This window comes from Snodgrassella sp. M0351, from assembly GCF_016100575.1.
Classification (GTDB): domain Bacteria; phylum Pseudomonadota; class Gammaproteobacteria; order Burkholderiales; family Neisseriaceae; genus Snodgrassella; species Snodgrassella alvi.
On the sequence record NZ_JACFSG010000004.1, the window covers coordinates 49,374 to 74,980 of the forward strand.

Sequence of the window (25,607 nt, forward strand, 5' to 3'; positions counted from 1 at the left end):
CAGCGAATGCAATCAATATTACTCAGACAACAGGTAGTATTGAAGGTAAAGAAACCGGAATTGCTGCGACAAATTTAGGTAAAGGTGATACCAAAATCACAACCGGAGGTAATGTAACGGGTACTAGTGGTGCTGGTATACAGGCAACTAATATTGACTGGGCGGATTCTGGTGAGAAAAGAGGTATAGCAGTAAATCAGACCGGAGGAAGTATTACAGGCGGTACTGATGGTATCAGTGCAATAAATATGACCGGCGGTGCTGTGTCAATAGAAACGTCAGGTAAGGTGGCGGGTGGTACCGGTGCAGGCATCTCTACCAATGGTTTACCAGCTTCAAACAGTAGTATTATCCTTAATAAGGGAGCAGATGTTTCTGCTGCATCAGGTATTGCAATTGAAGATGGCGATAGCAACTCCTTAGTTACTATTAATAGCGGAGCAAAAGTAACCGGTAATATTAATCTGGGTCATGGTAGTGATATTCTCACTATCAATAATGGTGCTGATATTACTGGTCTTACTATGCTGGACGGCGGCAATGATATAGATAATGGTAAAGACAGCAGTAATGACCAACTCTACCTTAATACTAATCTTCGCGGTTCTTCTACCAGTAATAGTGCAGGTGATGTTGGTATTGTTAACTGGGAAAATATCCATCTTGGACAATCAGCCAGACTAACTCTAACCGGTGACCTTAATACACAAAACCTGAATATCGGATCTGGGGCGGAAGTACAACTTGATAAGATTGATAATTCTTCCGGTAAGAACGAAGTTGCTATTTCAGGTAATGTAAACAATGCCGGTAATATTAATCTGGTTAACGATAATGTTGGTGACCGTCTGACCATTCAGGGTGACTATCATGGCGAAAAGGGCAGTAAACTGCTTCTGGAAGTAACACCTGAGCAAAATAATGCTGATAAATTACATATCGGTGGAAATGCGAGTGGTGAGACAGCCATTGATCTAACTGAAGTTAGTGGTTTGGGTGCAAGTACAGCCGGTACAAATGGCATTGAAATTGTCTCCGTTGATGGTACTGCTGATGGCGATATTTTCACATTACTGCGCGATCATGTTGACGCCGGTGCATATGAGTACAGGCTGCAAAAGAGTGAAGATAATAAATGGAATCTTTACTCTGAAAAAATGCAGGAAACCGGTACAAAAACAACTTATCGTAGAGAAGTACCTTTATATAGTGCAGTTAGTGCCCAGTTACATCAGGCAGACAGTCTGATGCTTGGTGATATGCATAAGCGTATTGGTGCTACTCCTACTCCTGATGAACGGATGAGCTGGGGCAGAGTAATTGCTAATCGTAGCGATATTCGTCAGAATGGAACAGCTAATACCCGTAGTAAAGGTAACTATTCCGGTTTGCAGGTTGGTAGCGATATCTGGAGCAATAATGGTCTGCGTATTGGTGGCTACTTAGGTTATTTACATGGAAATCTTGATGTAAACGGTTTTGCCAGCGGCATTAATGGTAAGGTTGGTAAAAATAGTACTAAATCTTATTTCCTTGGTGCTTATGGTAATTACACCCGAGATAATGGTGCCTATATGGATGTTGTATTACAGGGTGCACGCCATAATGTAGATATCAAACCTGATGGCACCTCAAATAGTAAGCAAAAAGGCCATGGTGTTACTGCTTCTGTTGAGGTCGGTCAGCCATTTGCTATTGGTAGCAGCAGCTGGAAATTTGAACCTCAGGCACAGATTATTCATCAATGGCTGGATTTAAATGATACTGATATCAGTGGTAATACCACAGTTAAACAGGATCATGATAATGCGTGGTTATTCCGTCTGGGCGGTCGTCTGGAAGGTAATTATCAGGTAAATAAAGGTGTGCTCCATCCTTATGCCCGGGTTAATTTCTTCTACTCACCAAATGGTGCAAATCACACTACCTTTAAAACAAAGGCTGCATCAACTACATTGAATGCCGGTGCTTCGCATGCCAATACTGAAATGGCTATTGGTGGTAGCTATGATATTACCGACAAGGTGAAAGCTTATGGTGAGATTGGCCATACATGGTCTAATGGCGGAGATTCACATGTGAAATCACCTGTAAATGGTTCTGTAGGATTGAAAGTTAACTGGTAATAAGATTGCGATAATTCAACCAGAACAATAAAAAAGGATTGAATCATTAATGATTCAATCCTTTTTATTAATTGATAGTGCATTAATCTAGTAGGTAAATCAATATAACTGCATTTGTAACTACAATGACAATTTGCAAGATTTATATTTAAAATATTGATTATATAAAGAATAATAACTATATAAAATAATGACTGATACTAAATTTATATAATAAAGATATTGTACGTAATAAATTTAATTTACATAATTAATTTAGTTAAATATTTTTAAGTTAAAACCGCATAGGTCGTATCTATATATAGGTCAGTACAGCTATGAACCACTGGCGCGGATAGACCGTACCGGTAATTAGGAAGAATATATCTACTATTTCCATACCGACCTGAACGGCATGTCAGAGAAGCTGAGGGATGAAGCAGGTGAAATCGTCTGGGAATGCTCATACCAGCTGTGGAGTAAACCGATACAGGAGATTGCCCATAGAGAGATACAACAGAACCTGAGGTATCAGGGACAGTATTTAGACAGAGAAACCGGACTGCACTACAATACTTTCAGGTACTATGATCCGGATACAGGAAGCTTTACCCAGCCAGCTCCTATTGTGTTGCTAGGCAGCATTACTATTTATCACTATGCTCCTGTTTGTTAAACTGAAACAACTCCTGGGTGATTTTCATATAATTCTAAAACTATTTTATTCTCAAAATTAATGTCAGACAGAATCTTTATCTTGTTATTAATAAACTCATTCCAGGAAAGTTATTAATAACAAGATTTATATCAATTTTTGCAAAAGAGGTTTTTTGCATAACAGACTGACTGATATCCGATTATGCAATAATTAAAAAAATAATTTAAATTAATTAGAAAAATTTAATTTTCTGATAAATTTCCTAATACAAATATATAATATATTGTATTTAAATATAAATAATAATAATATATGAAAACATACACTAGTTAACATTATAATGTAATATTATATTTTCTATCTAAATTGCATAAATATGCAATTACAATTATGTTTATAAAATAATTTTAAAAATTTATTTTGCATTATTTTATTGGAAATGATATTATTCTTCCACGGTTGAGATTGGCATAAAACTATTCGAAGAAATAGATTATCCGAAAAGTTTATTTTTAAACTTTTATTTCTGAATCGTACTTATTTATTAAATAATAATTTATTCAAAATATATAATAACAAAGAGGAAAATTAAATGATAAATTTAAAAAAACCAGCTAAACAAACTACTGTTAAAACAAAATATCCACTTGTACTTGTACATGGTCTTTTTGGTTTTGACCGAATTATGGGATATCCCTACTTTTTTAATATCGCTGATTCTCTGAGAAAACTGGGATGTGAAGTTTTTACTGCAGCTGTTTCTGCTACCAATACGACTGAAGAGCGTGGTGAACAGTTACTGGTTGAAGTTAAAAATATTCTGAAAAAGACTGGTGCTCAAAAGGTAAATCTGATCGGACATAGTCAGGGTGCGCCTACCTGCCGTTATGTTGCTGCACTGCATCCAGAATTGGTGGGTTCTGTAACATCTGTAAACGGTGTAAATTTTGGTTCTGAAATTGCAGATTTGATGCTGGATATCCTTTCAGGCAAGCTTGTTGGTGCTACTGCTGATCTTATTGTAGAGTCTTTTATGAAACTGATCAGTTTATTAAGTACTAAACCTTTATTACCCCAGGATTTTGAAGGTGCTCTGAAAAGTCTGTCAACTGAAGGCACTAATGCATTTAATAAAAAATATCCGCAAGGTCTGCCAAAAACATGGGGTGGTCAGGGTAAAGAGCTGGAAACTAATGGTGTTTATTATTATTCCTGGAGCGGTATTATTAAGTCAAACGTAATTAATGAAGGTTTGAATACTGTAGATCCATCCCATGCTATCCTTATAGCATTAGGTGCGTTCTTCAAAAAAGAACGTAAGCAAAATGATGGTCTGGTTGGTCGTTATGCCACTCATCTGGGTAAAGTTATTGGTTCTGATTACCAGATGGATCATTTAGATGCAATTAATCAGATTGCTGGTGCACATCCTACTAAACCGGATCCTGTAAGCATTTATCTGGATCATGCCGCACGGTTACAATCTAAAGGGCTGTAATCTGAGGGAAGCTGTTTTATTTTAATAATAATAATAATAAATGTCATTCTGACAAAATCTGAATTATCTTGCCCGGCCTGATAATTATAATAATAGGGCTGTATACAAGTACTGAATCCTGTTTTTTGCAGGATTCAGTTTTTTTATATAAAACTATTGTGTGTATTTATATTATATATGCATTATATAAATATATTTAGTTATGAATACACTTTATAATTTAAATGAATAAATTAATACAACAGAATTTTAAGGCAAGAGTGTAATTAAATTTATTATATGATAAAAAATAATTTAATTGTAATAAACAAATATTAACTTAATTTATAAATATTGTGATATTATTTTTTATTTGTGTTAAAAGATTAATTTATATGATGAAATCAATACACCCGCCATTAAAGTTAAAAACTATTCTGCTAGTTGTTCTGGGATCATTGTCAGCTTATAGTGTAGCTGCTAATACTTGTCATGCTATAGACGGATGTAAGCTGCCAGATCCGGAAAATAATAAAATTATTATTACAGCTGATCAATATTATAATGGCATTCCTACTGAGAGTGAATTTAAAGAGTTGTTTACCGGAGCTCCCGGAGAAGATGGTCATAACTTGTCGATGTTCCGGATTCATGAATCAAATAATACTGCACATTCATTAACGGCAGAATTTTCTCCAAATACTGAAATTACAATAGATACCTCGTATTTAAATAATAAAAAGTACGGAGATCATCGGGAGGATATAGACCATACAGGTGTCAGTTTTGAATCAGAAACGGGCAATGCACGGTTTGTGATGCCTAAGGGTGTTCATTTTAGCTTGCAGGGGCAGCCAAAAGAATTTGACGAAGGTATTAAAGGAATTGAACTTAGCGGAGGAAATTTGGATTCACAGGCTGATTTTACAATCACTGCTCCTCATTCTGATGCATATTATATAGCGGCTACTGGGGCTGGTACAGCTGCCAGCACAGCGAATATTCATGATTCAGAAATAAAATTAGGTAAAGATAGTGATTATTCAGCTGCAATTTCTATAGAAGTTTCGGATAATAATAATGCACTCGTCAATGTCAATAATATGAAAATACAAGGTGATGGATATATTAATTTTGGCATAGATATAGTGAATCAGAGTTCAGAGAATCATGCTGTTGCCAATGTTAGCAACACAGAAATAAATCTTACTAATCCGCTCAGTTTAGGTTTTTATCTGAATAACGGAAGTGAAGTAAATGTTAAAAATAGTACTATAAAGTCAGGTATTGGCATTATGCTGGCAACTACTCAGACGGAAGCGGATAAACATAAATTTACAATTAAAGACAGCAAGTTAATCGGGCAGAATGCTTTACTGGGTGTCAATGATCATCGTTATTATGTTGAAGATGCTGAGGATGATGATGCTATAGGAGATGAGCAGGTTGCTGCATTACAGCCATTTACTTTAACTGCGGATCATTCTCAATTGGCAGGACGTATTTATATTGATCAGGATCCGAAGCGGGCGCCTAAAATAACTTTTAATCTGAATAATGGTTCTTCATGGACAATCAATGGTGATAGTGTACTGGATGAGCTGAATATTCATGATTCAGTTGTTTCTTTCAGTCAGGGTGGTAAATTTAAAACTCTGACAATAAATGGCGATTTAAATGGTAGCAATAGTCTGTTTAATATGAATACCAGTCTGGCCGATGGACAATCTGATAAGATTAAAATTCATGGTCAGGTTCATGGTGAACATAAAATCAGTGTGGCAGATAGTCGTAAACAGCCCAAAAAACCGAATATTCAGATAACTTTGGTTGAGTCTGAAGGTGGTGACGGATCATTCTCTATGGTTCAGAATTATGTTGATGTTGGCAGATATCGCTATTTCTTCCATCAGAACGGAAATGACTGGATTCTAAGTAATGATAATGGTGCCGCATCAGCAGGAGGCGGTCATTATGGCCCTCGGCATGAAATCAGTGATTTTGCCAATTCACTTATCAGTATGCGTCAGGCGGCCAGCCAGTTTGTATATCAGATGCAAAAACCTTTAAATGCACGCTTCAACAGTCTGAAAAATGAGTCACATGTTAATAATATGTGGTTGGACAGTAATTATACCAATAATCATTTTGACAGTACTGGCTCAAGCTATGGGTTGACTACCTCTGGTTTTAAGCAAAAATCATATAGTTTGCAATTAGGTTATGATCATTTGTTACCGCTGGGTAATGACAGTAATCAGACTTATTTGGGTGCTTTTGTGGGACAGGGGCATTCTAGTGTAGATTTTAATGGTAATTATAAGGACGGTAATCTGAAAGCACTTACTACTGGTGTTTATGTCGGCTGGTATAATACAGCAGGCTGGTTTGCCGATGCGGCTTATCGTTACAGCCATCTGAAAGCTAATGCCAACAAAATGGATAAGGCTACATGGCATAGTAATAGTCTGAGTGTTGATGCGGGTAAAGATTTCAGCCTTTCTGATAAATGGGTAATCACACCTAAAGCTGGTATAACTGCCGGTCGTTTATCCGGTGATGATTATACGAAGAGTACGACTTTTTATCGTAGTCAGTTAGGTGCGGCAGTTAAAACTACTCTGGCACTGAATAAGGTGAATCTGCATCCGTATGCAGGTGCTTACTGGTTACATGATAAAAACAGTCTGGGACATGCTATTGTTGATGATAGCAATATGCGTATAACCGGAGCTGGTAACAGTGGTCTGTATGAAGCAGGGCTGGGTGTGGATTTTAATTCAAATAATCACGCTGATTTCAAGCTTGATTATGCGAGCGGGCAGCATACAGAGCAGAAATTCGGCATTAATTTTAATTATCGCTATTCCTGGTAATTATGCTGAATTTTGTCAATGCGCCGGTTTTACCCAGCGCATTTTTTATTGAGCCAGATAAATCTGTAATGGCAGTTTCTGCTGATGCAGAACAGCTCTGATTGGCATATCGTTACTATTGATTCCGGCAAGTGCCTGTTGTAGTACCTGTTGTTGTTTTTTACCGGAAAGTTGCAGATATAGATGTTTGCTATTTAATATTACCGGTAAAGTCAGGGAAATACGATCATGCGGTGCAGTCAGGGGTTTCATGTCTATTACCATTCTCTCGGAGTGCATATCCAGGCCTTTGGATAAATTTTCAGCATGAGGAAAAAGCGATGCAGTATGCCCGTCGTCTCCCATACCTAATACCAGTACATCTATGGGTAAGGGTAATAGTTGCTCCAGACGTGCCTGAATTTCATCCACACCATCATATGGATTTTCAGCTACTGTTTTTAGGCTGATAAAGTGTGCTGCTTTAGCTTTATTTTGTAGTAAATGGGTATGAATCAGCCGTTCGTTGCTGTCTTCGTGGTGTTTATCAACCCAGCGCTCGTCCACGAGAGTAATATAAACTTTCTCCCATGCCAGTTGCGCTTTGCTTAGTATCTGAAACAGCTCTACCGGATTCGGACCGCCTGAAACGGCAAGAGAAGCGCAATCGCGTAGATTAATTGCATTTTGCAGGTTGGCAATAATAGCTGTAGCCAGAGCTGTATTCATCGCAATAGGTGTGTCATAAAGATGTAACTGATACATGTTCATCTCCTGAAAGATATATCTGGGTTTTATTGGTGATACAGCGATAAGGTTGTTAAATTTAATATTAAAATTATTATTCGCTGGTAATGGGTTAATGAGTTGTATTTCAATGTAATTGTTGTTAAAACAAATAATAGACTGTTGGTATTTTCGTATGCGCTAACGGATATGGCACAGGTTGACGGTTAATATTTTATTGTTATTTTTATGCTATTTTAATAAATAATCAAGAAATATATATTCAATATTGGCTGTTTATAGATTGCTACGGATAAATTTATGCTCAAGTCTGCTCTTCTGTTTAGCTGATATCAGAGATGTTGCTATCATTAATTTACCCGGGCAGGTTTATGTGCTTTGGTTACAGTTTGGTAATAATTTATTTCTTTGGGATGATGTTTAAAGTTTTTGCTGCCGGATGGTGTTAAGTTATTGCTGCTGGTTGAAGAAATTTGTTATGGCAATATGGGATTGCTGTAACTGAATCAGGTGTTTTAGATGTCAAACTGGCTGTTTTGACTTAAAATAGGCGGTTATGTTTAATTTTTTATTGCCTGAATTTAATACTATGCTCAATGGTGTCAGGCGGGCAGTTGTTAGTTGATAACAATTGCATATAGTATGAGGATGCATATGAGTGAACAGCAGAATGCGCCGGTAGCTGCCGCGCAAGAAGAACAACTGGATGAAAACCAGATTATGGCACACCGCCGTGAGAAGCTGACGGCGATTCGTGCTGAGGGAATTGCTTTTCCAAATGATTTTAAGCGGGATGCTTTTGCCGGAGATTTGCATCAGCTTTATGATGAGTTTGATAAGGATGCGCTGGCAGAAAAGGCAATTCCAGTAAAGGTAGCCGGACGTATTATGCTGAAACGTCATATGGGTAAGGCCAGCTTCGCGACCATTCAGGATATGACCGGCCGTATTCAGCTGTATATCAACAATCAGGGTGTTGGTGAGCAAGTTCATGATACATTCAAGCACTGGGATCTGGGTGATATTGTGGGTGCTGAAGGTGAACTGATGAAAACCAATCACGGTGAGCTTACGGTACGGGTGTCTGGTCTGCGGTTGCTGACTAAGTCTTTGCGACCATTACCTGATAAGTTTCACGGTTTAGCTGATCAGGAGCAGAAATATCGCCAGCGCTATGTAGATTTAATTACCAATGAGCAAACGCGTGACACTTTTGTGAAACGGAGTCGGATTATTCAGGCGATACGGAATGTGATGGTAGGTGAGCGCTATCTGGAGGTGGAAACACCGATGATGCATCCGATTCCGGGCGGAGCTACAGCAAAGCCGTTTGTTACGCATCATAATGCTCTGGATATGGATTTATTTTTACGTGTGGCTCCTGAGCTTTATCTGAAACGGCTGGTTGTGGGCGGTCTGGAGCGTGTGTTTGAAATTAACCGTAATTTTCGCAATGAGGGCATGAGTACACGCCATAATCCGGAATTCACGATGATGGAATTCTATGAGGCTTATGGTGATTACCAGCGCATGATGGACATGACAGAAAAGGTAATCCGTGCTGCTGCTATTGAGGCAACAGGCAGTGCGGTGGTGAGTTATAACGGTAAGGAGGTAGATTTAAGCCAGCCGTTTGCTCGTATGACTATTGTAGAAGCAATTAAATATTTTAATCCGCAGTATACGGATGAACAGCTGACGGATGAAGCCTGGCTGAAGGCTGAAATTAAAAAACTGGGCGGAGCTTTACCTATGGCTCAGGGTCTGGGCAGTTTGCAGCTGGCTTTATTTGAGGAGTGCGCGGAAGCGCAATTATGGCAGCCTACATTTATTGTGGATTATCCGGTAGAAGTATCACCACTGGCACGTGCATCGGATACTAAACCGGGTTTAACTGAGCGTTTCGAGTTGTTTGTGGTCGGACGCGAACTGGCTAACGGCTATTCGGAATTAAATGATCCTGAAGATCAGGCTGCGCGTTTCAAAGCTCAGGTAGCACAGCTGGATGCTGGTGATGATGAAGCAATGCATTACGATGCAGATTATATTCGTGCTATGGAATATGGTTTACCGCCAACCGGCGGCTGCGGTATTGGCATGGATCGTCTGATTATGCTGCTGACAGATGCTCAAACAATACGTGATGTTATTCTGTTTCCGCAAATGCGTTTAGAGTAGTCAGAATCGTTTTTCTGTAATTTAAAAGCCGCCAGATTAATTCTGTGCGGCTTTTGGTTTTGTTATTCGGTTATTTATGCGGAAGATTTGATTGTGTGCCGGAGTGAGCTGTTTGTTCATTATCGGTTTCTACAGTGTACTCACCCTCGATAATGTCCCCCTGTTCCGGTTGTGTTGAACGGGAGAAGGATTGGGTTGTGCCGGTCAGAGACTTGCCGCTAATAGGTAGTAATAACAAGGCAGCAAATATATCTGAGACAAATCCGGGGCTAATAAGCATGATGGAGGCGAATATGTAGCGCACTGGCCATAATAGCTGGTAAAGCGATACATTGTTGCCAGTACGAATGGTAGCCATTGCAAGAAATAAGCCGGACACGCCAATATTACGCAGCATAAAAATACCGCAGACAATTGACAGTAAGATGATAAGCAGTGTCCAGCCGCCACCAATCAGATTGCTAACCAGAATAATGGAAAGGACTTCCAGTACTGCCAGTATCGGTAATGCCCAACCTATGTAACGCATGTAAGTTACCCTTTTTAAGCTATAACATTTTAACAGATGGTTGCAGGATCGAAGAATTCAATATAGCAGTTGTGAAATGGATTTCTCTGCCTGTCTGAAAAGAGAGGCTTACTAGTCAATGAGGCGGGAAAAGCTATGTTAATATCAAGCTAAGATTAACTAAACAAGCTATGCTATACAGATTCTTGTTAAGATTTTGGTAAATCAATGATACAGATATGGAAATTGAGCGGGATATTATGGCGTTCCGGTTTAAGCGTGTTGCTGGGTGGCTGTTTGTTGCTGGGTGGTTGTGCCAATAATAATCCGGCTAAAGCGCCGGTAATGAATGGCAGGGCACAAAATGGTTATTACCGGGTACAGCGCGGAGATACGTTATATCGCATTGGTTTGCGATTTAATCAGGATGTGAATACGCTTGTTCGCTGGAATCATCTGGCTAATCCTCATGCTATTGAAGTGGGGCAGTTGATTCGGGTACGTAAACCAAATTCTGTATCAGGCGGTTCTGCGGGAGTAAAACGACAGCCTGGTCGTGTTGCACCTAAACCGGATACTGGAACGACTACAACAGCTGCTCCTGATATTCGTTTGCGATGGCCGGTGCAGGGCAAAGTAATCAGTACATTTAATGGTCAGACGCAAAAGGGTATTGATATTGCCGGTAGCCGGGGTACGCCGGTTAAAGCAGCTGCAGCGGGTATCGTAGAGTATGCCGGAGAGGAACTGCGCGGATATGGCAAACTGGTACTGATTAAGCATAGTAACAGTACGATGACGGCCTATGCGTACAATGATTCCCTGAAAGTTGTTAATGGGCAGAAAGTTCAGGCCGGACAGACAATCGCAACAATGGGAGATAGCGGAACCACTGGTGTAAAACTGCATTTTGAGGTTCGAGTGAATAGTAAGGCGGTTAATCCTTTACGTTATCTGTCAAATTAGCGTCAGACTACTGAAAGCAGATGTTAACAGGTACGTTGTACTGATTAGTCTGGTAAGTTGAGAATGGTGGTTTTATTTTATAATTGGGCAAAATTGAAGGAAGTATTATGAAAGAACATCGTGCCCGCAAACGTTTTGGTCAGAATTTTCTGCAGGATAAAAGTATTATTCAGGATATTGTGCGTGCGGTTCGTCCTCAGCCTGAGGATACGGTAATTGAAATTGGTCCGGGTCTGGCCGCAATTACGGAACCTCTTGCTATGGCTGTCAATAAACTGCATGTGATTGAGATTGATCGTGATATTGTAGCCCGATTACGTACGCTGCCATTTGCATCAAAGCTATTAATTCATGAGGGTGATGTCCTGCAATTTGATTTTAATACTGTACCCGGTAAAAAAAAGATTGTTGGTAACTTGCCGTATAATATTTCCACGCCGTTGTTATTTCGTTTTGGTCAATATGCTGATGATATTATAGATATGCACTTTATGCTGCAAAAAGAAGTGGTTGAACGTATGGTGGCAGTAGCAGGCAGTAATGATTACGGGCGTTTAAGTGTTATGTTGCAATATTTTTTTGAGATGGAAAATTTACTTGATGTGCCGCCTCAGGTCTTTATACCTGCACCAAAGGTAGATTCAGCTGTGGTACGAATGATTCCGCAGTGTGGTCGCATTGGTATTGCTGAGGATTTTAATCATTTTGCTGCATTGGTCAAACAGGCTTTTCAACAGAGACGTAAAACTATTCATAATAATCTGAAAGAATCTGTAGATGATGCAGCATTGATGGCTGTAGGTATTGATCCCGGCAGTCGGCCAGAACGGGTTACGCCAGAGCTTTATGTGGCATTAAGTAATCATTTGTTGCACAATGGCGCTTCTGTCTGAATGATTAATGCAGACAGTTACAGGATGTGGGGAATACATGATTGAATTTAAGAATGTCCATAAATGGTTTAAAGATTTGCATGTTATTAATGGTGTGAATCTGACTGTTAGTCAGGGGGAGGTGGTAGTGGTATGCGGTCCTTCTGGCAGCGGTAAATCTACGCTGATTCGTACTGTAAATCAGCTGGAAAAAATCCAGCAGGGTGAAATCTGGGTTGACGGAATTAATGTTGCTGATCCGAAAGCTGATTTAAATCGGGTACGAACTGAGGTTGGTTTTGTATTTCAGCATTTTAATTTATATCCGCATCTTACAGTTCTGGAAAATATTATTTTGTCACCGATGAAGGTGAAAAAAGAAAGTCGCGCGCAGGCTGAAGCCAAAGCTAAGGAACTGCTGGCTAAAGTAGGGCTGGCGCATAAGTGCGATGCTTTTCCGCAGCAGTTGTCGGGGGGGCAGCAACAGCGGGTCGCCATTGCCCGCGGTCTGGCTATGGAGCCAAGAGTAATGCTGTTTGATGAGCCGACTTCTGCTCTGGATCCGGAAATGATAGGTGAAGTGCTGAAAGTTATGAAAGATCTGGCGCTTAGTGGTATGACAATGATGGTGGTCACGCATGAGATGGGTTTTGCCCGTGAAGTAGCTGATCGGGTAGTATTTATTGATCATGGTGAAATTGTTGAAGAGGCTACTCCGGAAGAATTTTTCCAGCGTCCGCAACATGAAAGAGCTCAGCAGTTTCTTAATCAGTTGTTAACTCATTAGCTATTAATTATTTTGTTGTGATTAATTTAAATTAGACAGTCATATAATTTCGCTGATAAAGAAATAATCAGATTTTACAGCCCTTATCATTAAGACGATAAGGGCTTATTTCATTTGTACTGTATTAAAAAAATTTATATTTTAATTTTATTTATTATTCAGTTTTAGTAACCTAATCGCTGACAGATAGTTGATACAAGTCCGGCCTGATTCAGGGTATAAAAATGCAGGCTGGGTGCTCCCTGCTGAAGCAAATGGTCGCACATTTCAGTTACTACATCCAGCCCAAGTGCTTTAATTGATGCTGTATCATCTGCATAAGACTGAAGTTTTAGGCGTAACCAGCGCGGAATCTCTGCGCCACAGGTTTCTGAAAAGCGTGCCAATTTGGAAAAGCTGGCAATAGGCATGATGCCGGGAATAATGGGAATATCTATTCCTCTGCCCTGTACTTCGTCCACAAACCAGAAATAACTGTCTGCATTGAAAAAATATTGGGTAATTGCTGAGTCGGCACCAGCCTGACATTTACGTACAAAATGATTGATATCATCTTCAGCGCTGCGTGATTGAGGGTGAAACTCCGGATAGGCAGCAATTTCAATATGAAACCAGTCACCAAACTCCTGGCGGATAAGAGCAACCAGCTCATTTGCATAGCGCAGTCCCTGATGTCCGAAGCCCACGCCTGACGGAACGTCACCACGTAAGGCTACAATATGACGGATGCCCATGTCTTTGTAGGTTTGGAGCAGGCTGATCATTTCTTCACGGCTGGCGCCAATACAGGCCAGATGAGGAGCGGCTGCTACTCCATCATTCATAATATCGGTAATTGTTTGCAATGTACCGGCTCGTGTAGTTCCACCTGCACCATAAGTACATGAAAAATATTCAGGTTGATATTGGCTTAACTGTTTGCGGGTGATGGCCAGTTTGCGCCGTCCCTCTTCAGTACGCGGCGGAAAAAATTCAAAGCTCAACTGGGTAAAACTCATGATTAAACAGTTTCTCTGTAGGTTATGGTTAGATATCTAACCATAACGTTTCAGACATGCTCAATCAATGTTTTATTGCAGATTTTCTTTGAAAAATCCGCTAAATAATATGAATAAAATTCATAATAAAATTTGCAGAGAATTTATTATCCGGTTTATCTGAATTATTTTTCAGCCTGCCGGCGCGAAAACTGAATACCAAGCTGTTTAAGTTTGCGATAAAGATGAGTTCGTTCCAGCCCTACTTTCTGAGCCACTTTACTCATGTTATGTCCTTCCTGAGCAATGTGGTATTCGAAATAGCGTCGTTCCAGATCCTCTCTCAGTTCACGCAGAGGCAGATCAAAATTGAAGCCGTTCATGGTTTCATGAGGCTGGTTATGTTTGAACTGATTCAGAATAGTACTGACAACATTAACGTCAATTTCGTTATTTTCTGCTGTGAGCATCAGGCTTTTAACTACACTGCGCAACTGTTCCAGATTACCCGGCCAGTCGTACTGACGTAATTCATTCAAGGCAGCAGTAGTGAATTTTACTGGCGGAATTTTCTGGCTTTCTGCCAGTTCGGTTGTTATTTGTTCCACCAGAAATACCATATCATCCAGTTGCGAACGCAACGGAGGAATGGCAACAATTAGTGATGACAAAGTATTAAGCAGCTTGTTATCCTGTAACGGATCGGTAATCATTTCTTTAATTGACCTGCTGCAAACGCAGATAATGCGAGCGTTGTAGCGGTCTGCTTTAGTCAGAATGAAACCGATACTTTGCTGGGTACTTTTACCATACTGGGCTATATCGCCCAGATAAAGTATGCCACCGGTGGCTTTCTGCAATAATTCAATAGGAGCGTCAACGATTTGTTCTACTTTGGAGGGTTCTACCCAGGGAGTTGAGCTTTTATGAAATGAGCGTGCTACCAGTTCAAAAGGAGAGCCCAGTTCACCGGTGAGTAATACCGGAGTACTGAATTTAGCTATACGTTCCAGTTGCTGATTTAATTCTTTAATTGCAGGGCTGTGACCGAGCTTATCCAGTGTCAGATTGGAAGCGGCCTGCATTTGCCCGTATTTTAAAGCACGGTCTACGGTACTAAGCAGTTTTTGCAGGGAAATGGGTTTTTCCAGAAAATCCAGTGCGCCAATTTTTGTGGCTTCTATGGCAGTGTCAATGCTGGCATGGCCGCTCATCATCACTACCGGCATAGTTAACTGCCCGGATTTTGCCCATTCTTTAAGTAAGGTAATCCCATCACAATCAGGCATCCAGATATCCAGTAATACCATCGCAGGGCGTGTTTGCTGGCGTAGTTGGCGGGCAGTATCGGCATTTTCGGCTGTGGTGACGGTATAACCTTCGTCCTGCAAGATTTCCGATAATAAATCGCGGATACCTATTTCATCATCAACAATTAAAATATCACTGCTTCGCATTTCTATTCACCTGTAATGGTAAGGTTATTTTGACACAAGCCAGTCCGTTTTTCTGATTACTGATTTGGATCCGCCCGCCGTGTTCTTCAATGATTTTTTTTACTACCGGCAATCCCAGTCCGGTACCACCGGGTTTGTCTGTTACATAAGGGTCAAATGCATGTAATAACATCTCCTGACTAAATGTTTTACCATTATTACTTACGTAGAAAAGAATATGTTCGCTATTTAATTCAGTTTGTATGCTTACTTCAGGAGAGTCAGATGCTGCAGCTGCCTCTACTGCATTTTTCAGCAGATTATGAATAACCTGACGTAAAGCTCCGCTGTCAGCGTTAACATTCATTACTATCTTACTCAAATTAACTGTAAATGTACAATTACTACCTTCATAAAGTACCAAAACCTCGCGTATTAGTTCATTTAAATCAAGGTTTGTGAATTTTAATGCCGGTGAACGGGCATAATTGCGGAATGCTTCAACCATATCTTTCATTGCTGCTACCTGACGGATAATGGTATTAGTAGCACGGCTTAAAATTTGTCTGTCCGCTTCGTTTAATTTATCACTGAGTTTCCACGCCAGCCGTTCGGCAGATAGTTGAATTGGTGTCAGCGGGTTACGGATTTCATGTGCCAGTCGTTGGGCAACTTCACCCCATGCTGCTTCTTTCTGAGCACTGACCAGAGCTGTAACATCATCAAACACCAGTACAGTACCGCCACCGCTGTCTTTGGGCAGTGGTGTAGCCTTCCCGAGTAATATCAGAGCCTCATCTTTATGATTATAGGTAATTTGCGCCGGTTTGTTCTGATATTCTGTAGTCAGTATCTGCTGAAATACATCAGCCAGCATTGCTGTTTGCGGGCTTTGTTCTGTAAGCTGGCTGATATTTTGCCTGAGTATCGGATTCAGATTCTGGCCAAGGATGTTTTCCGCCATTTGATTAAAGGTAATCAGGCATCCTTCTGGATTGAGGGTAACTACACCAGTGGTCAGGCTATTAAGTATATATTCCAGATAATGTCTGGCCGCTTCCTGTTGTTCACGTGAGTGGCGTAGCTGTATTGTCATGTGATTAAACAGACCGGTTAATTTTCCAAGCTCATCATTGCGATAAATGGTTTGTTGTACGTCCAGATCACCTTTGGCCACTGCACGGGCACCATCGGCAAGTGAAAGAATAGGAGCAACAAATTGCCGGGCAAAATATAACGCTACCAGCAGAGCCAGAATAATGGACAGCAGGGTAGCCATTAGTAAAGTAGCCAGAAAAAAGGTTTGCAGACTTTGTTTAGTAAAGCTCAGCTCTCCATATTTTGCCCGTGCCGCTTCAATCAGAGTTGCATCCCGTGCTACTTTGGCCGGAATTGGCTGGCGGAAAAACAGGGCTTTATCGCTGTTGTGTCCAGGTAAAAGCAGCCAGCCCTGTGCATAAAGAATATTATTGATACTTTCAATCTCACGGACAGAGCCTGAATTATGCAACTGCTGAATCAGATTCGGGTTAAGTTCAGGAGTGGACAGGTGCTGAGGATTATATTCGGCATCAAGTCGTTTATTGTTTAAATTATAAATATCTAACTGACTGAATTGTCTGCTTTTGCCATTTTTCTCTAGAACGGGTACTAGTGGTTGTTCCAGACCAGTGGCTGCAATCAGGGCGATCTGAATATTGGCCGCCCGGCGAACTGTGTTGTCCAGCTCATAATCCAGAGCCGATTTACTCAGGCTAATACTGCGGTTTAATGCTTCTTCTGTATCGTTACCAAACCACGAATGAATACTGTGTGAGATAAACTGTGCGGATACTCCGAACAGAAATAAGCCGGGTAATACAGCTACCAGGGTAAACATGGAAGCCAAACGCAATGCAATTTTGGAACCGAACTCCTGTCTGTGCCGGCTTTGCAGCAATTTCCACCAATAAGAACCGGCCATCAGCATCAGTGCCAGTACCAGTAGTGAGGCAAATCCAAAAGCAAACCAGAAATATTTTGAAAAAACATTAGTGTTGCCGGTAGCGACAGCCAGAACATACAGGGTCACTACACAGAGTACTGCCATGACCAAAATCAGCCGTCTCATTGTGGTCAGTCCGCATTAATGACTAGACGATGCCAGCCCGAATCTAGTTGCCAGCTATGGGAAGTGAGTGCATTAATCTGAAATGGCTTGGGTAACTGGCTGATACTCAGACTAAGGCGAACATCAGCACGCACTTCATTCGCAGAGACACCGCTGAGTGTGCCATTGCTCAGGACGCGCCAGTTGGCTACGGCACCAACGGCTCTAAGTGCGGTATCAAGGCTGTTGTATTCGGTAGAGAATGTGGAACCCATGCTGACACGGTAGCGGTTAGTCAGCGGGTGATAAGCGAGTTTGTACTGTATAAGGTTATCACCGCCAATCAGGTTATTAATCCGATTACGGTAAGAAGCGAGCGTGGGAGCTGTTAACTGATAGTTCAGATCAAAATTTAATGGTACGCCCTGAGTCAGAGCCTGTTTCAGTTGGTCGGGCAGCTGGGTATTAAAACGTGTATTGATGGAAAGCTGACCATTACTGGTAATATTAGCCTGAGCACGGGTGGTGCTTATGCCTTCGGCCAGTGCTGCAGTAATACTCAGGCAGAGGAGACAGGTAAAAAGTAGACTAGATTTTATCGATAAGCGCGTAAAAAAAGCCATCTTGTCTGCTGTTCGGTAATAAAATACGTGAGAGACGCTCGCGGGCATCCGCATGTCGGGTTAAAAAACGGGTTACTTGTTGCTGATTTTCTTCTGTAAAAATCGAACAGGTGGCCAGAAGCAGGCGCCCGCCTGATTTTAAAGTAAGCCACAGATTATCCAGTAAAGCTTCCTGCTGTAGTGCAGTTTTTTGTCCGTCCTGAGGCTGACGTAACCATTTGATGTCAGGATGACGTTTTACTACACCTGAAGCTGTACAGGGAACATCAGCAAGAATGGCATCAAAAGTGTTGCCATCATACCATGAGTGCAGATCTTTTGCGTCGGCACAATGCAAATGTGCCTGCTGATGCAGGCGTTGCAGATTCTCCTGTACGCGCTCAAGACGCTGCGAATCTATATCCAGTGCGGTTACATCGCAGTCTGCCCATTCAAGCATATGTCCTGTTTTACCGCCCGGTGCAGCACATGCATCCAGAATGCGCTCACCGGATTGCGGATTCAGCAAAGGAATGGCTTGCTGAGCACCAAAATCCTGTACAGACACATGTCCTGAAGCGAAATCCGGTAGCTTTGATACGGCTACTGCCTGTTGCAGCATAATGCTGTGTGTATCAAGAATTCTGGCTGGTATACCGGCTGCGGCCAGTTTGGTTTGATATTGCTCAGCATCAGTATAGCGACGATTGACTCGCAATGTCATAGGCGGATGCTGAGCCATTGCTGTAACCATATTATGCCAATGCTGAGGATAATGCTTTTTAAGATAGTTTAACCACCATGCAGGCAGATTGAAACGGGCTGTATCCTGTTTAAGTGCATTGGCTAATAAGTCCTCATGCTCGCGTAAAAAGCGCCGTAACAGAGCATTAACCAGTTTCTGGTAACGACCACCGTGCAATCGGCGTGCATGATTCACAGCTTCATTCACGACGGCATGATGTGCATTGCGAGTAAAATGTAATTGGTATAAAGCAATGATAAGAAGATGGCGAATATCTGCCGGTGGTGAAGCTGTGGTCATTTGCTGTACAAGTTGTTGCAACAGACCTAAATAACGCAGGCTACCATGAGTAAGATCTTGCAAGGCAGCTCTGTCAGAGGCTGACAGTTCAGGATGTTGCTGTATTACCTGAATCAGAATTTCATTGAGATTACATCCGTTTAGGACTTCGCCGATGATATTTGCTGCCAGTTGCTGGGCGCGAGCCATACTCATGTATCACTCTCCGCTGAAGCGAGTAATGTACCCTGTTGCAAGATATTACCGGCTTGGAATGCGGTTACAGACATAGCTTTGCTACCCGCTTTCTGAATTTCTTCAATACTGATGGAGTCTTTGCCACAGGCTACAATCAGTTCATGTTCATTACTGTGTAAAACCATTCCCGGTATGCCTGTGTATGAAACTATCTTGGCGCGCCGGATTTTAAGCGGTTTATCCTGCCAGACAGTCCATGCTCCAGGTACTGGATTGAAAGCACGAATTTTTCGTACAATTTCTGCAGCAGGTCGGGTCCAGTTAATTTGTGCTTCAGCTTTGCTTAATTTATGAGCGTAAGTAACGCCTATTTCACTTTGTGGAATTGGCTGTAGCTGGTTAATTTGTTGTAAATCAGCAACAATTGCATCAGCACCAAGCTGCATCAATGCATCATGTACTTCACTCGCTGTATCGTCTGTTTTAATAGTATATTTATGACGACTGATTACTGAACCGGTATCCAGGCCGGCATCCATTTGCATGATACATACCCCGGTTTCCTGATCGCCGGCTTCAATTGCACGCTGAATCGGCGCGGCACCACGCCAGCGCGGCAACAGCGACGCATGAATATTGAGACAGCCGTATCTGGGAATATTAAGCACTGCCTGTGGCAGTAATAGCCCGTAAGCAGCTACAACCATGACATCAGCCAGCTGATTTTCCAATATTGCCTGAATTTCGGCCGTTTTTAATGTAGTTGGCTGCATTACGGTAAGGCCGTGTGTCAGTGCTGCTTTTTTGACTGCACTGGGTTGTAACTTTAACCCGCGGCCGCTAGGGCGGTCTGGCTGGGTTAATACCAGAGGCACGTTAAAACCGGCTGCAACAATAGCATTGAGTGCAGCCGCAGCAAAATCAGGGGTTCCGGCGAAAATAACAGAAGGCTTCATGCAATAAATCCACAACAGGCATAACAGCTATCGCTATGCCAATAAAAAATTCCGACAACAGGTTTTGTTACATTCTTTCGCGTGCGCGTTTTTTAAGCTTAGTTTTGATACGGTTCTGTTTCAGTGGCGACAGATATTCTACAAATACCTTGCCGGCAAGGTGATCCAGTTCATGCTGAATACAGATGGCTAGTAATCCGTCTGCTTCCAGTGTAAATTTTTCACCATGCTCATCATAGGCTTCAACGGTAATGCGCTCAGAGCGGTGTACCATCTCGTAAATACCGGGAACAGATAAACAGCCTTCTTCGTACTCGGTATCACCTTCTCTGTAAGTAATAACCGGATTAATAAATACACGCAGCTGATTACGTTCTTCAGACAGATCCATTACTACTACACGTTCATGCACATCAACCTGAGTTGCCGCCAGTCCGATACCACGTGCCTGATACATAGTTTCCGCCATATCCTGTACCAGCGTACGAATTCTGTCATCAAATTTTGTAACAGGTTGCGCAACAGTATGTAAACGCTCATCAGGATATTGTAAAATGTTTAAGAGAGCCATTATGTGTTTAATTCCTTGTTCAATCAATCTGACCTGAGTACATGATGGCAATATGGATTTTTTAAAGATTGTTGATATGGATTCAGGTAAACTGATACTAATATCCATACTATGTCATATCACAATCATTTAAAATAGCAATCTCCCTAAGGATACCTTACATGCATAAACATATTATAACTCTGCTGTGTGCACTAAGTATGGCAATATCTGCACCGGTAATGGCCAAATTAAAATTACGTCCGGATGCACCGGCACAATATGTAGTGAAAAGTGGTGATACTTTGTGGAGCATATCCGGTAAGTATCTTTACAGCCCTTGGCAATGGCCGCAGCTGTGGGGTTCTAACCGGGCTCAGATTCGGAATCCGCAAAAAATTTATCCGGGACAGGTTTTAAGTCTGCGCTATGTTAACGGGCAGCCGCGTCTGGGTTTTGATAACAGCGGAGGTATTCCAACCATTAAACTGCAACCACAAATACGTAATCTGTCTTCTGGTTATGGCATCAGTACCATAGATGTCGATTTTTTCCGTATGTTTATGCAACACCCGCAAGTAATTAGTAAAGAACAAACCAGAGAGGCACCACGTCTGATTGCCGGACCGGATAACCGGGTTATTTATTCTACAGGTGACCGTATCTATGCGGATCGTCAGTTAGAGCCTGGTCGCTATCTGATTTACCGTATAGAACAGAATATTACTGATCCAGATACCCATAAATATCTGGGACAGCTGGTACGCTTTAGTGGTGAAGCAGCAACGCTGGCCGGACAGAACACTGCTCTGGCTGAACGCAGTCCAAAGGATGTAGCCAGCTTACCTGAAGATGAGTATTATACCCGTAAGACACCACTGATTAAGGTTCCTACGCGTACAGCTCAGCCACTGGTTATTACCAATTCAGCGTCAGAAATTAATAAGGGTGATTATCTGTTAAAAATTACAGATGAGCATGATCCGTTCCAGATGATGCCTCATGGGCCCACTACTCAGATTAAAGGTAAAATTGTTTCTGTAATGGACGGTATTCAGGAAGCAGGTCCTTATCAGACAATTACTTTGAATTTAGGTACTAATGATGGAGTTGATAAAGGTACCGTAGTTAGCCTGTATAAAAAAAGTCGCCAGCTTAAGGCTGATTTATCTAATGAGCCTAAGAAATCACGCAGTGTGGTTAAATATCTGAGTATTCCGGCAGAGGAAGTTGGTCTGGCACTGATTTATCGGGTAAGTGATAATTTGTCTTCAGCTCTTATTATTAACGCATCTCAAGCTGTGCAGATAGGAGATTTAGTAATGAACCCAGGTCATGATCTGGATGATGTTACACAGGACTCAACTTACCTGATCAATTCATTCAAAGAAATTCACTAATTGAAACAGCGAATAATATATTGGTAAAAAATGTATTGCTGATGAAATGAATCGAATAAAAGTGCGGATATATCCGCACTTTTATTTTATATAGTTTTATCTATTGCTCTCTATAAGCATAGACATCAAAATTCTCTGCTGCTAAAAATAGCAGTTATGCTTATTATCCGATATTTATCAGAATAATAAATATCGGATAAACAATTATTTGTTTCTGAATCGTCTTTACTGAGTATCGGTTCTGATTATTTTATGCCATTTGATTTAAATAAATTATCTATATAATTTAAATTATTGTGAAAAAATAACAATTATTAGCTTACTTCTTTCCAATATTGATATTGCATTAAGTATACTTAAATCCAGTCAGTTTAATTTCTGGTAGAAATGTTTTAAAATAGATCAATTATTCGGTTAAAATATCTAGACATATCAGCTATCTGTATAGATTAGTTCTGTTGTGGACAGATTTGGCGGCTTGGTATAGCAGACAGGTAATCTGAGTTTCAGCAAAGTATAAGATACATTTCTGACATGTATTTTCGTTTATTTTATATTAAACTGAAATTAGTGTTCAAAGTGAACGGGTATTATTCTATTGATAGAATATATATTTAGTACCCTTAATCTCCGATCTATCAGCCATATTTAGCCAATTATCATGTTAGGGTAATTGGCTAAAATTTAGTGGAATTATTTACGTTTAGCCTTTACACACTAAGATATTCAAGCATCTTGCATTATCTTTCATTTTCCTTGTTACAATGCCAGCCTGTTTTTATTTGTAATTTTTATATGGAACAATATGAGTTGTTTCTTCCCCGTTGCGGAAAGCCCGCAAAATCATCAGTCACTTTTTTATGCTAACGATTTGAGTCAGTATTCAGTATTGTGTGACTTTGACGGAACCATTAGTGAAAAAGATGTTACTGATACCTTACTGAATCATTTTGGTAATGAGAAATGTGCCTTATTTGAGCAGCAGTGGCAGCAAGGTATTATTGGTTCGCGGGAATGCATGCATCAGCAGATTGCTAATATGCAGGCCAGTCAGGCTGAGTTGGACAGTGTGCTGGCACAAATTAAAATTGATCCTGCTTTTAGTGAATTTATCAGCTTTGCACAAAGCAGAAATTTAAATGTACATATTGTCAGTGATGGACTGGACTATGCCATTCAGTCCATCCTTAAGCGGTATAATCTGAACTTTTTACCGGTTTTTGCCAATCGCTTATTGCATAATCAACAGCATGGCTGGGCACTGGATTTTCCTTATGCCAATGATCACTGCCTTAAGGCCAGTGGTAATTGTAAATGTCAGCACCGTCGGAAACTGACTGGTTTTCAAAAGATTTTTTATGTTGGTGATGGTACATCGGATTTTTGTGTGGCAGATAAAGTAGATATGGTATTTGCCAAAGATAAATTAATTGATTTTTGTCAGCAACAGCGGATTGCATATTATCCAATCAAGAATTTTGGCGATGTTACTGCCATTTTGCCTGAGTTGCTGAAAGCTCCGACCGAGAATAGCTGCCTGATTCCAGCATAAGGCATTAATACCTGATTTATAATTATGATTCAAGATTCTTCTTATTTTTTACCCGGTAATCGCAACGGTGTTCTGCTGGTACATGGTCTTACCGGTACACCCAATGAAATGCGTATTCTGGCCAAAGGACTGCATCAGGCAGGTTTTACTGTCTATGCCATGCAGTTGGCCGGCCATTGCGGTGATGAAGCTGATTTATGTCAGACTACCTGGCATGATTGGTATGCCAGTGTGCAGGAGGCTGCGCAATTTCTAAAGCAAAAAGTCGATTGTCTGTTTGTAGCAGGATTATCGATGGGTGCGCTGCTGGCATTGAAACTGGCGGCCGATCAGCCTGAGCTTGTAAAGGGTGTGGGTGTCTATGGTGTAACATTCAGCTATGATGGCTGGTCTATTCCATTCTGGGCAAAACAATCTTTTGTGCTATTACCGTTTTTTAAAAAATTTCATTTATTTCAGAAAACCTCATTTATAGAGAAACCGCCGTACGGGCTGAAAGATGAACGTATTCGTGCAACTGTTGCTGCCAGTATGTTCAGTGGCGATAGTGCCAGTGCCGGCCTGGCCGGTAATCCGTTTCCGGCGCTGGCAGAAATGCAGGCACTGGCCAAAATAGTGCGGCGACAGTTGCCACAGGTTACAGCTCCCTGTCTGATTATGCATTCCGGTCATGATGATATTGCCAATATTAAAACTAATGCGCGTCTGGTAGAAAAATATGTTAACGGAGTAACAAAATTTATCGTTCTGGATGACAGCTATCACCTGATTACCATTGATCGGCAGCGGCGCGAAGTAATCAATGAATCAGTTGCCTTTTTCGAGCATATAGCGCAAACAGCGTAAGTGAATATCTATCTCACAGCAAAGGAAATATTATATGACGATGCTTGTATTCATTTTATGGTTTGCCAATATCTGTTTTGATACGCTCGGGCAAATAGCATTTAAATATGCAGCCATTGCGCCAGATAACCGCAATGGCTGGTATTACTGGATTGATCTGTTCAGTAATTACTGGTTGTGGATTGGGATTGGTTCCTATGTCGCTGAATTTTTGCTTTGGCTAGCATTTTTAAGTCAGGTACCATTGTCACAGGGTATTTTGCTTGGTTCAATTAACATTATCGTACTGATGCTGGTAGGACGGGTTTTGTTTCAGGAAAAGCTTACCCGTTTCCGGTTAGTCGGTATGTTTTGTATTACCATCGGAGTAGTATTGGTAGGAGCGTCATAATGCGTAAATTTTATATAGTTGGTTTTGCGCTCTTATTATTGTTTGATACATTGGGACAGAGCAGTTTTAAATTAACTGCTATTCATGCGCAGCCGCTTGCTGCGGATTGGGACTGGATTTCCCGCGTATTTACTCAGCCGTGGGTATATATTGCCATTGCCGGTTATATTGGTGCTTTTTTTACCTGGATGATGCTGTTGAAAAAAGCACCGGTTGGTCCGGCATTTGCTGCATCGCATCTGGAAGTAATTACGGTAATGCTGGTTTCAGCTTTTCTGTTTCATGAGCACATTACAAATATTCGCATCCTCGGCGCGATATTTATTGTGGCTGGTATTATCTTTTTAGCACTGGCTGAAAAAGAGATCATGGAAACGGAGGAGCACAGTAAAGATGATGAGCCGTGTTAACTTTTCCGGTTCAGAAGATTAGT

Annotated in this window: 22 protein-coding genes; 13 read left to right on the forward strand and 9 right to left on the reverse strand. The window is 41.0% G+C overall.

Annotated features, from left to right (window positions below; translation table 11 throughout):
* The 4 genes from H3V01_RS10130 to H3V01_RS10145 form a co-directional block, all read left to right on the forward strand.
* Positions 1 to 2,126: autotransporter family protein (locus tag H3V01_RS10130; RefSeq protein WP_198186721.1), on the forward strand; the 2,126-nt coding region annotated here is incomplete at its 5' end.
* 364 nt (positions 2,127 to 2,490) lie between these two features.
* Complete coding sequence (locus H3V01_RS10135; RefSeq protein ID WP_367467522.1) at positions 2,491 to 2,781, forward strand: RHS repeat-associated core domain-containing protein; 291 nt, start codon at positions 2,491 to 2,493, stop codon at positions 2,779 to 2,781.
* Between the two features lie 574 nt (positions 2,782 to 3,355).
* Positions 3,356 to 4,261: a lipase family alpha/beta hydrolase gene (locus H3V01_RS10140; RefSeq protein ID WP_025329791.1), complete on the forward strand. Its 906-nt coding sequence runs from the start codon at positions 3,356 to 3,358 to the stop codon at positions 4,259 to 4,261.
* A 374-nt stretch (positions 4,262 to 4,635) separates the two neighbouring features.
* Positions 4,636 to 7,116 (forward strand): autotransporter outer membrane beta-barrel domain-containing protein, encoded by a 2,481-nt coding sequence (locus tag H3V01_RS10145; RefSeq protein ID WP_198186723.1) that lies wholly within the window; start codon positions 4,636 to 4,638, stop codon positions 7,114 to 7,116.
* Positions 7,117 to 7,161: 45 nt separating this feature from the next.
* Here the strand turns inward: H3V01_RS10145 and pgl are convergent, their stop codons facing one another.
* The gene (gene pgl, locus H3V01_RS10150) at positions 7,162 to 7,860 is read right to left on the reverse strand and encodes a 6-phosphogluconolactonase (protein WP_051506363.1); all 699 of its coding nucleotides are present in this window, start codon (positions 7,858 to 7,860) and stop codon (positions 7,162 to 7,164) included.
* A gap of 636 nt (positions 7,861 to 8,496) precedes the next feature.
* On the opposite strand from pgl, the gene lysS reads away from it, so the two are divergent.
* On the forward strand, positions 8,497 to 10,020 hold the full coding sequence (lysS, locus tag H3V01_RS10155) for a lysine--tRNA ligase (protein ID WP_198186724.1): 1,524 nt from the start codon (positions 8,497 to 8,499) through the stop codon (positions 10,018 to 10,020).
* A 70-nt stretch (positions 10,021 to 10,090) separates the two neighbouring features.
* On the opposite strand, the gene H3V01_RS10160 is transcribed toward lysS, so the two are convergent.
* Positions 10,091 to 10,549 carry an FxsA family protein gene (locus H3V01_RS10160; protein WP_198186725.1) on the reverse strand — a complete coding sequence of 153 codons (459 nt, stop codon included), beginning with the start codon at positions 10,547 to 10,549 and terminating at the stop codon, positions 10,091 to 10,093.
* Positions 10,550 to 10,756: 207 nt separating this feature from the next.
* On the opposite strand from H3V01_RS10160, the gene H3V01_RS10165 reads away from it, so the two are divergent.
* From H3V01_RS10165 to H3V01_RS10175, 3 genes are all read left to right on the forward strand, one after another.
* Positions 10,757 to 11,494 carry a peptidoglycan DD-metalloendopeptidase family protein gene (locus tag H3V01_RS10165; RefSeq protein WP_084547512.1) on the forward strand — a complete coding sequence of 246 codons (738 nt, stop codon included), beginning with the start codon at positions 10,757 to 10,759 and terminating at the stop codon, positions 11,492 to 11,494.
* A gap of 107 nt (positions 11,495 to 11,601) precedes the next feature.
* A complete protein-coding gene (gene rsmA, locus H3V01_RS10170) occupies positions 11,602 to 12,387 on the forward strand; it encodes a 16S rRNA (adenine(1518)-N(6)/adenine(1519)-N(6))-dimethyltransferase RsmA (RefSeq protein ID WP_198186726.1) in 786 nt (261 codons plus the stop codon).
* Positions 12,388 to 12,424: 37 nt separating this feature from the next.
* Positions 12,425 to 13,153, forward strand: a complete 729-nt coding sequence (locus H3V01_RS10175; RefSeq protein WP_025329798.1) for an amino acid ABC transporter ATP-binding protein — start codon at positions 12,425 to 12,427, stop codon at positions 13,151 to 13,153.
* A gap of 164 nt (positions 13,154 to 13,317) precedes the next feature.
* Here the strand turns inward: H3V01_RS10175 and metF are convergent, their stop codons facing one another.
* The 7 genes from metF to def all read right to left on the reverse strand — a co-directional run bounded on the left by metF (position 13,318) and on the right by def (position 21,006).
* The gene (gene metF, locus H3V01_RS10180; protein ID WP_025329799.1) at positions 13,318 to 14,151 is read right to left on the reverse strand and encodes a methylenetetrahydrofolate reductase [NAD(P)H]; all 834 of its coding nucleotides are present in this window, start codon (positions 14,149 to 14,151) and stop codon (positions 13,318 to 13,320) included.
* Positions 14,152 to 14,315: 164 nt separating this feature from the next.
* Positions 14,316 to 15,587, reverse strand: a complete 1,272-nt coding sequence (locus tag H3V01_RS10185) for a sigma-54-dependent transcriptional regulator (protein ID WP_025329800.1) — start codon at positions 15,585 to 15,587, stop codon at positions 14,316 to 14,318.
* A complete protein-coding gene (locus tag H3V01_RS10190) occupies positions 15,574 to 17,676 on the reverse strand; it encodes a sensor histidine kinase (protein ID WP_198186727.1) in 2,103 nt (700 codons plus the stop codon). The genes H3V01_RS10185 and H3V01_RS10190 overlap by 14 nt, the downstream gene beginning before the upstream one ends.
* Positions 17,677 to 17,681: 5 nt before the next feature.
* Positions 17,682 to 18,278: a DUF4390 domain-containing protein gene (locus tag H3V01_RS10195; protein ID WP_084547518.1), complete on the reverse strand. Its 597-nt coding sequence runs from the start codon at positions 18,276 to 18,278 to the stop codon at positions 17,682 to 17,684.
* The gene (gene rsmB / locus H3V01_RS10200) at positions 18,244 to 19,497 is read right to left on the reverse strand and encodes a 16S rRNA (cytosine(967)-C(5))-methyltransferase RsmB (protein WP_096766280.1); all 1,254 of its coding nucleotides are present in this window, start codon (positions 19,495 to 19,497) and stop codon (positions 18,244 to 18,246) included. The genes H3V01_RS10195 and rsmB overlap by 35 nt, the downstream gene beginning before the upstream one ends.
* Positions 19,494 to 20,435 carry a methionyl-tRNA formyltransferase gene (gene fmt / locus H3V01_RS10205; protein ID WP_198186728.1) on the reverse strand — a complete coding sequence of 314 codons (942 nt, stop codon included), beginning with the start codon at positions 20,433 to 20,435 and terminating at the stop codon, positions 19,494 to 19,496. The genes rsmB and fmt overlap by 4 nt, the downstream gene beginning before the upstream one ends.
* 67 nt (positions 20,436 to 20,502) lie before the next feature.
* Positions 20,503 to 21,006, reverse strand: a complete 504-nt coding sequence (gene def, locus H3V01_RS10210) for a peptide deformylase (RefSeq protein WP_025329805.1) — start codon at positions 21,004 to 21,006, stop codon at positions 20,503 to 20,505.
* 161 nt (positions 21,007 to 21,167) lie between these two features.
* Between def and H3V01_RS10215 the strand changes: the two genes are divergently transcribed.
* From H3V01_RS10215 to H3V01_RS10235, 5 genes are all read left to right on the forward strand, one after another.
* Positions 21,168 to 22,385: a LysM peptidoglycan-binding domain-containing protein gene (locus H3V01_RS10215; RefSeq protein WP_198186729.1), complete on the forward strand. Its 1,218-nt coding sequence runs from the start codon at positions 21,168 to 21,170 to the stop codon at positions 22,383 to 22,385.
* 805 nt (positions 22,386 to 23,190) lie between these two features.
* Positions 23,191 to 23,937, forward strand: coding sequence for an MtnX-like HAD-IB family phosphatase (locus H3V01_RS10220; RefSeq protein ID WP_198186730.1), 747 nt, complete (start codon positions 23,191 to 23,193; stop codon positions 23,935 to 23,937).
* 24 nt (positions 23,938 to 23,961) lie between these two features.
* Complete coding sequence (locus tag H3V01_RS10225; protein ID WP_084547506.1) at positions 23,962 to 24,783, forward strand: alpha/beta hydrolase; 822 nt, start codon at positions 23,962 to 23,964, stop codon at positions 24,781 to 24,783.
* 34 nt (positions 24,784 to 24,817) lie between these two features.
* The gene (locus H3V01_RS10230) at positions 24,818 to 25,174 is read left to right on the forward strand and encodes an EamA family transporter (protein ID WP_041881574.1); all 357 of its coding nucleotides are present in this window, start codon (positions 24,818 to 24,820) and stop codon (positions 25,172 to 25,174) included.
* Entirely contained in the window at positions 25,174 to 25,584 is a 411-nt protein-coding gene (locus tag H3V01_RS10235; RefSeq protein WP_198186731.1) for a DMT family transporter, read from the forward strand. Before H3V01_RS10230 ends, H3V01_RS10235 begins: the two co-directional genes overlap by 1 nt.
* Positions 25,585 to 25,607 lie beyond the last annotated feature (23 nt).